This window comes from Rhizobacter sp., assembly GCF_031412075.1.
Taxonomy (GTDB): Bacteria; Pseudomonadota; Gammaproteobacteria; order Burkholderiales; family Burkholderiaceae_C; genus Rhizobacter.
Window position 1 is genome coordinate 1 of sequence record NZ_JANOCG010000114.1, and the last position, 5,583, is coordinate 5,583.

The window sequence follows — 5,583 nt, forward strand, 5'->3', positions numbered from 1 at the left end:
GATTTGATTCAAGAGAAGTACGGCATCGCCCCGACGGAGCTGGACCCGAACACCTCCATGCGCGAAAAAGGCCTGGATTCGCTCGCGCTGGTCGAATTTCTCTTCGCCGTGGAAGACCACTTCCACATCAACCTGCCCGACGTTGACTCCAACGTCGACACCCTGGCCGAGCTGGCGGTGGTGGTCGACCGGGTCAAGGCGGCTCAAACCACCGCATGAGCCTGAGTCCCATCGCCGTCACCGGCCTGGGTGTCGTCTCTCCCCACGGCGACACGCCCGAGGCGGTATTTTCGGCCCTGCTGCGCGGCGAATCGGCGGTGCACGCTGTCTTCCCCGATCTGCTCAAGCCCACGGCGGCGGCCACCGTGGCCTTCGATGCGATGCGCTGGTTCACCAAGCTGCAGCTCGCCGGCGTGGATCGGGTCAGCCAGCTGGCCGTGGCCGCAGCCGACCTGGCCGTCAAAGACGCCGGCCCGCTGGATGCCGACCCCGAGCGAGTCGGTGTGTACGTGGGTTGTGGCATGGGCGGCGCTGGCTCGCTCGAAGCGGCCTACCGCAGCAGCAACGGGCGTGTGCCCCCACTCACCGTGCCACCCTTCATGCCCAACGCGCCGGCCGCCCACGTGGCCATGCGACAGCATGTGCTGGGCCCGGTGCTCACCTATGCCGTGGCCTGCGCCTCGTCGGCGGTGGCGATTGCCGAAGCGGCCAAGGCGGTGCAGTGCGGCGAGGTCGATGTGGCCCTCGTCGGTGGCACCGAAGCCCTCATCGTGCCCGGTGTGGTGCTGGCCTGGCAGGCCATGCAGACCATGGCGAGTTTCGAGCCTGGTGCGGCGGCCGGTGCGGTGCGCCCGTTTGCCGCCGACCGCAGCGGCTTTGCGCTGGGCGAAGGCGCGGCCTTCCTGGTGCTCGAATCCGCCGAGCGGGCCCAGCGCCGCGGCGCACGTGTCTACGCCACGCTCTCCGGCTGGGGCATCAGCTGCGACGCCACCCACCTGACCAAACCCGACGTGCCCGGCCAGGCCCGCGCGCTGCGCGCCGCGCTGCGCCGCGCCGACCTGCAGCCGCGCGACGTGGGCTACTGCAACGCACACGGCACCGCCACCCGCATTGGCGACGTGATCGAGCGCGACGCGCTGGCCGAAGTGTGGGGCGGTGATTTCGATTCGCTTCGGGTGAGTTCCACCAAGGCCTTGCATGGCCACCTGCTGGGCGCCGCCGGTGCGCTGGAGGCCGCCATCACGGTGCTGGCCTTGCACCGGCAGCAACTGCCACCCAATTCGCATTGCAAAGAGATTGATCCAGCCTGCCGCATGAACCTCGTCACCGAGACGGGGTTGGCAGCGCCGCAGCTCAACGCGGCAATCAGCAACTCGTTTGCCTTTGGCGGCACCAACGCGGTGTTGTTGTTCGAGAAACCCTGAGTCGGCCGCGTCGCGGTGCCGCAGCATCACCACGAATGGGCACCTGCAGCGATTCGCACGGCGCCGACACGACAATCCTATCGGCACCCCGCGCAGCACAGGGACCGCGAACAGATCGAGCACCTCACCTCGACGAGGCCTGATAGGTCATGCGCAATACTACTGACGGGCGCCTTGTTGCCCCCTGATAGCCTTGCCCTCGTCGAAGCAATTCAGCTCCGCAGGTACGCGCGAGCCAACCAACATGGATTCGGGCAGCAGATATATTGGGGCCCGCTGGAAGCAACTTCTCAGTTCGGCAATTCTGGACACCTCCTGCGGTTTCCCGTCAGCGACAGTGACAGAACTATTGCCCGCGATCCGTGCGGAGACCGAGCCACTTTCCAGGGCTGAAGGCCTGCTCAAAGCTCACCAACATCTTATGCTGGTCAGCGACCAGGTTCTCGACGACCTGCGATTCGCGAGCGCTGTTTTTGCCTCGAACGCCCGCCCTCACGACGAGATGCGTGCCGTATTCATGCAGGCGCAGGTCATGCGTACGCTAGGGTATGCACAGCGAGCCCATTGCATCATCAAGCACACTTTGGCAACACGATCTCTCAGCGTCGGCGAGAGAGCGGCGCTTGCCTACCAGGGGGTGCACGCGCTGACGCAGATGCTTCGATATGACGAAGCCGAATGCCTCGCGCAACAGCACATTTGTCCCGTACTTGAAACGGACAAGGGCGTAGCACCCCGGTTCATCTGGTGGATCTCACTCGGATACCTTCGTACACAACAGTTTTCTCGCGCGTCTCGCCACCCTTCCCTCGTGACGCTTGACCTGCTCCCAGGTGCGGGGCTCGATTCTGCAATGGTTCAGCACCGGCTGGCACAGGCCCAGCATTGCCTGGGCAAAGCCCGCGCACTCACCGGCTCAAATCTCGACAGTCACATCCTGCGCCTTTTCGAGCTTGTCGTCGTGGGCTGCACGAATGTTCTCGCGGCTCGCGTTCTTTATGAAGATCTCGTGCGCGACCTCTCCTGCGCGGCCCCTCAGTTGCAGGTCGGCATGGCCCTGAACTACGGACTTCTGCTTCAGGCCAATGCTTTGCCCGAGGAAGCCTACAAGCATCTGAAGTTGGCGGCCGATATGGCGCGTCAGCACAACATGGAAGGCCCATTGCATGAGGCCACCTACTCGCTCGCCAGGCTGGCCGAAGAACTGGGTCGGCACAGGGTCGCGGTGCAGTACTACGAAGAGTTCCTCCGACTCCACACGCGGCATCTGCGACTGGTAGAGAACTGGTTCACAGACCCTTCTGATCTGGCGGTGTACGGAGATGCGCCCCAGAAGGTGGTCATCGCGGAAGCGAATCTGCTGATTTCTAAGCCACCGTACCTGCGGCGCGCGCTTGCCGCGCTTGACGCAACCACGTCTAACCCGCCGAGCATCAGTGGCCTGGCAAAAAGCGTCGGCGTCACAGCGAGAACTCTGGAGAAGGCGATGAAGCGCTACCAGGGCATGACACCGAAGGCCTACATCCGCGAACGGCGCATGCACCAGGCCATGCAGCGGCTGCGGTCTACTGGAAATGCCGTGGCTGTCATCGCGAGCGAACTGGGGTACGCGAACGTAAGCTCGTTCTCGCGCGACTTCAGGCATGTGTACGGGTTCTCGCCTTCTCAGGCTCGGCAACAGAACCCGACGGATCCGGTACCGATGCAGACAAAGTAGCCGCAGGAGCGCGGAACGCGAAGGGTCCGTACGAAAAGCGGCTGGCGGTCATGCTGTTGCGCAATCCCCTCAACGGAGCGGTGGCTTTGGACGCGACAGTACGTATCTCGGTCTCCGCCGCGTTTCAGCTCCAGCTCCACAACGTGTGTCAAGCACCGGGGCGCTGTGGGCAGCCTGCAGCAGGGCACGGGATTTCGTCGCCCACGGCGGGCTGGCGAAAGCAGCGCCCTTCTTTTCATACTGGAGACACCATGTATACGTTTGCAAAGCAAGCACAAACTCTTGCCGGCAGTGATCAATCCTCGCCCTTCTCCGACCTTTTCAGAAAGGCCGTGGCCATCGCGATGATCCCAGTCATGGTATTGACCACGGCATGTGGCGGCGGCGACTTGGACGGAAGCACCGACAGCTCGGTCCATCAGGCAGAGGGGCTCGAGAGCGTCGCCGATGCAGTGGAACGCCTGAGCGCAGCACCCGTTCAACTGCCCGCGGCTGACGAAGCGAGAATGCTGGCAGACATCGAAGCGGAAGACCGGCGTATTGCGGAACTCAAGGCGTCGATGACGCCTGAACAATGGCAGGAGGCGGAGCGTGCTGGCGAGGTATCGCTGTCGCAATCCAGCTTGGTCGACGGCAGCCCCTCGGACCGGATGAGCGCGCTCAGGCTCACGACCAACTCCAGCGGCGGCTGCACGGCCAATCACGCGAAGACGATTCCGATGACGATGAACTTCTCCCGCTTGGCGTATCGGGTGGCCACCACCTCGGGACTGGGCAATTTTCTCTACTCGCCGTCCTACAGGGGGACCCGCCTCACGATCAGCGGATCGATCGCAGCCAACTCAACCAACCGAACCATGTATGCGTGGCACCACGTTTCGACGACTTGTGCTGCACTGAATCAGTTCACTGGAGGATCGAATGGATGGTCCGTGTGGTCAGCAAAATTGGTGTCTGTCGCGGCCGCCTTGACGGTAGCGGTCCTGGGGTACGGCACGACAGTCGCATTCGCTCCAGCGTTTCTTCCCTACGTGGCGCCTGTGGTTGGCTGCTTTTCCGGCGCCACCGCCTCCATCGTGTACGCCAGTCTGAGGGGCTTCTCGGGCGTAAAGGACGACGCCATATCTGCCGGTGCCTCTTGCATTCAGGGTGCCGCACTGGTCGGACTTGGCGTCGGCGCCCGGGCGCTAGCGAGTGGGGTCTCGGCCGCGATCCCCGCCGGCGAATCAATTGCAACCTCGTGGATCAGCATGCAGGTTCGCAGCCTCACTGGCCCCGCCGTCAGAGCCGTAGCCGCACGAGTGCCCGCCGCGGGCTGATTGCCTGACCAGTATCTGGCAGTGTTGATTCACGTGGCTGCGTTTTCGGCCCGGTGGGCCGCCCGGTTCACCGGGCGCCATGCAGATGCCGCTGCGCGGCCAAACTGGCGGCCGCACCCTCTTCGGCTCGTCAGCTTGCTTGATCACCGTGCCTGACGCCCCGTCGGGGGCCACCGGCTCAAAACGGCGCCTCGTGCGCGGCTTGAGCCGATGCGTTCTCTTGCCGGAAGTGATGGCGCAACGCCACCTCGGCGGGTGAGGTGCCGTTGCTCCGGGCAGAACCTCAAGGTAGAGCTGCAGAACGTTGCCCGGCGTCCACGCGGTTTCTATTGCGTGGTGCCGGTTGCACAGCTCGGCAAGCGGCTGCGTGATCGTGCTGGGGCTGCGCAGCGCTTGCGCTGGCAGTGGTCGACCATGAAACGCAACACTCGATCCGCCCATCAGCCGACACGGAGCGCCACGGCAACGTCGCACAGAGTATCAATGACGGGGCCGTCGGCCAACACCTTGGTCGGAGCTTGGCGCCAGCTCGCCGCCGGTGCGCTGGAGGCCGCCATCACCGTGCTGGCCTTGCACCGGCAGCAACTGCCACCCAATTCGCATTGCAAAGAGATTGATCCAGCCTGCCGCATGAACCTCGTCACCGAGACGGGCTTGGCGGCGCCTCGGCTCAAGGCGGCGATCAGCAACTCGTTTGCCTTCGGCGGCACCAAGGCGGTGTTGCTGTTCGAGCGCAGCTGAGCGTCATTCCACGCCCTGCTCCTGCCGGCAGGTTCACCGCCAAGGCGCCAAGAACGCAAAGGTCGCAAAGAACCCGCAAAGCTTCCTTTGCGTTCTTTGCGACCTTTGCGACTTGGCGGTAAAAAAACCGTGCCTTGGCTCCGCCCCGTCCTTCCTCAGGCCATCCCGCCATTGATCGAGATGACCTGGCCGGTGATGTAGCCGGCCTCGTCCCCTGCCCGGAAGGCGACCAGCGCTGCGACTTCGTCGGCCTTGCCGGCACGCTTGGCGGGCACGATCCGCGCGATCGCATCCTTGTCGAACGCCTGGTCGGCCATCACGGAGGCGATGATGCCCGGGGCCACCACGTTCACCGTGATGCCCCGGCTGGCCAGTTCGAGCG

At 64.2% G+C, this 5,583-nt stretch carries 6 protein-coding genes; 5 read left to right on the forward strand and 1 reads right to left on the reverse strand.

What is annotated here, in order from left to right:
• The 5 genes from RMO40_RS04160 to RMO40_RS04180 all read left to right on the forward strand — a co-directional run.
• Positions 1-219 (forward strand): phosphopantetheine-binding protein (locus RMO40_RS04160; RefSeq protein WP_309716722.1); only part of this gene is annotated, 219 nt, incomplete at its 5' end.
• Positions 216-1,424, forward strand: coding sequence for a beta-ketoacyl-[acyl-carrier-protein] synthase family protein (locus tag RMO40_RS04165; RefSeq protein ID WP_309716724.1), 1,209 nt, complete (start codon positions 216-218; stop codon positions 1,422-1,424). The genes RMO40_RS04160 and RMO40_RS04165, both read left to right, overlap by 4 nt.
• 244 nt (positions 1,425-1,668) lie before the next feature.
• A complete protein-coding gene (locus tag RMO40_RS04170; protein ID WP_309716727.1) occupies positions 1,669-3,141 on the forward strand; it encodes a helix-turn-helix domain-containing protein in 1,473 nt (490 codons plus the stop codon).
• Between the two features lie 251 nt (positions 3,142-3,392).
• The gene (locus RMO40_RS04175; protein WP_309716730.1) at positions 3,393-4,460 is read left to right on the forward strand and encodes a hypothetical protein; all 1,068 of its coding nucleotides are present in this window, start codon (positions 3,393-3,395) and stop codon (positions 4,458-4,460) included.
• Positions 4,461-4,943: 483 nt separating this feature from the next.
• Positions 4,944-5,201: a hypothetical protein gene (locus tag RMO40_RS04180; RefSeq protein WP_309716733.1), complete on the forward strand. Its 258-nt coding sequence runs from the start codon at positions 4,944-4,946 to the stop codon at positions 5,199-5,201.
• 155 nt (positions 5,202-5,356) lie between these two features.
• On the opposite strand, the gene RMO40_RS04185 is transcribed toward RMO40_RS04180, so the two are convergent.
• The coding region (locus tag RMO40_RS04185; protein ID WP_309716735.1) for an SDR family oxidoreductase at positions 5,357-5,583 on the reverse strand (227 nt) is incomplete at its 5' end.

Coding starts and splice junctions, on each gene's coding strand:
- RMO40_RS04165 (WP_309716724.1), top strand. CDS start 216: ATGAGCCTGAGTCCCATCGCCGTCACCGGCCTGGGTGTCGTCTCTCCC.
- RMO40_RS04170 (WP_309716727.1), top strand. CDS start 1,669: ATGGATTCGGGCAGCAGATATATTGGGGCCCGCTGGAAGCAACTTCTC.
- RMO40_RS04175 (WP_309716730.1), top strand. CDS start 3,393: ATGTATACGTTTGCAAAGCAAGCACAAACTCTTGCCGGCAGTGATCAA.
- RMO40_RS04180 (WP_309716733.1), top strand. CDS start 4,944: ATGACGGGGCCGTCGGCCAACACCTTGGTCGGAGCTTGGCGCCAGCTC.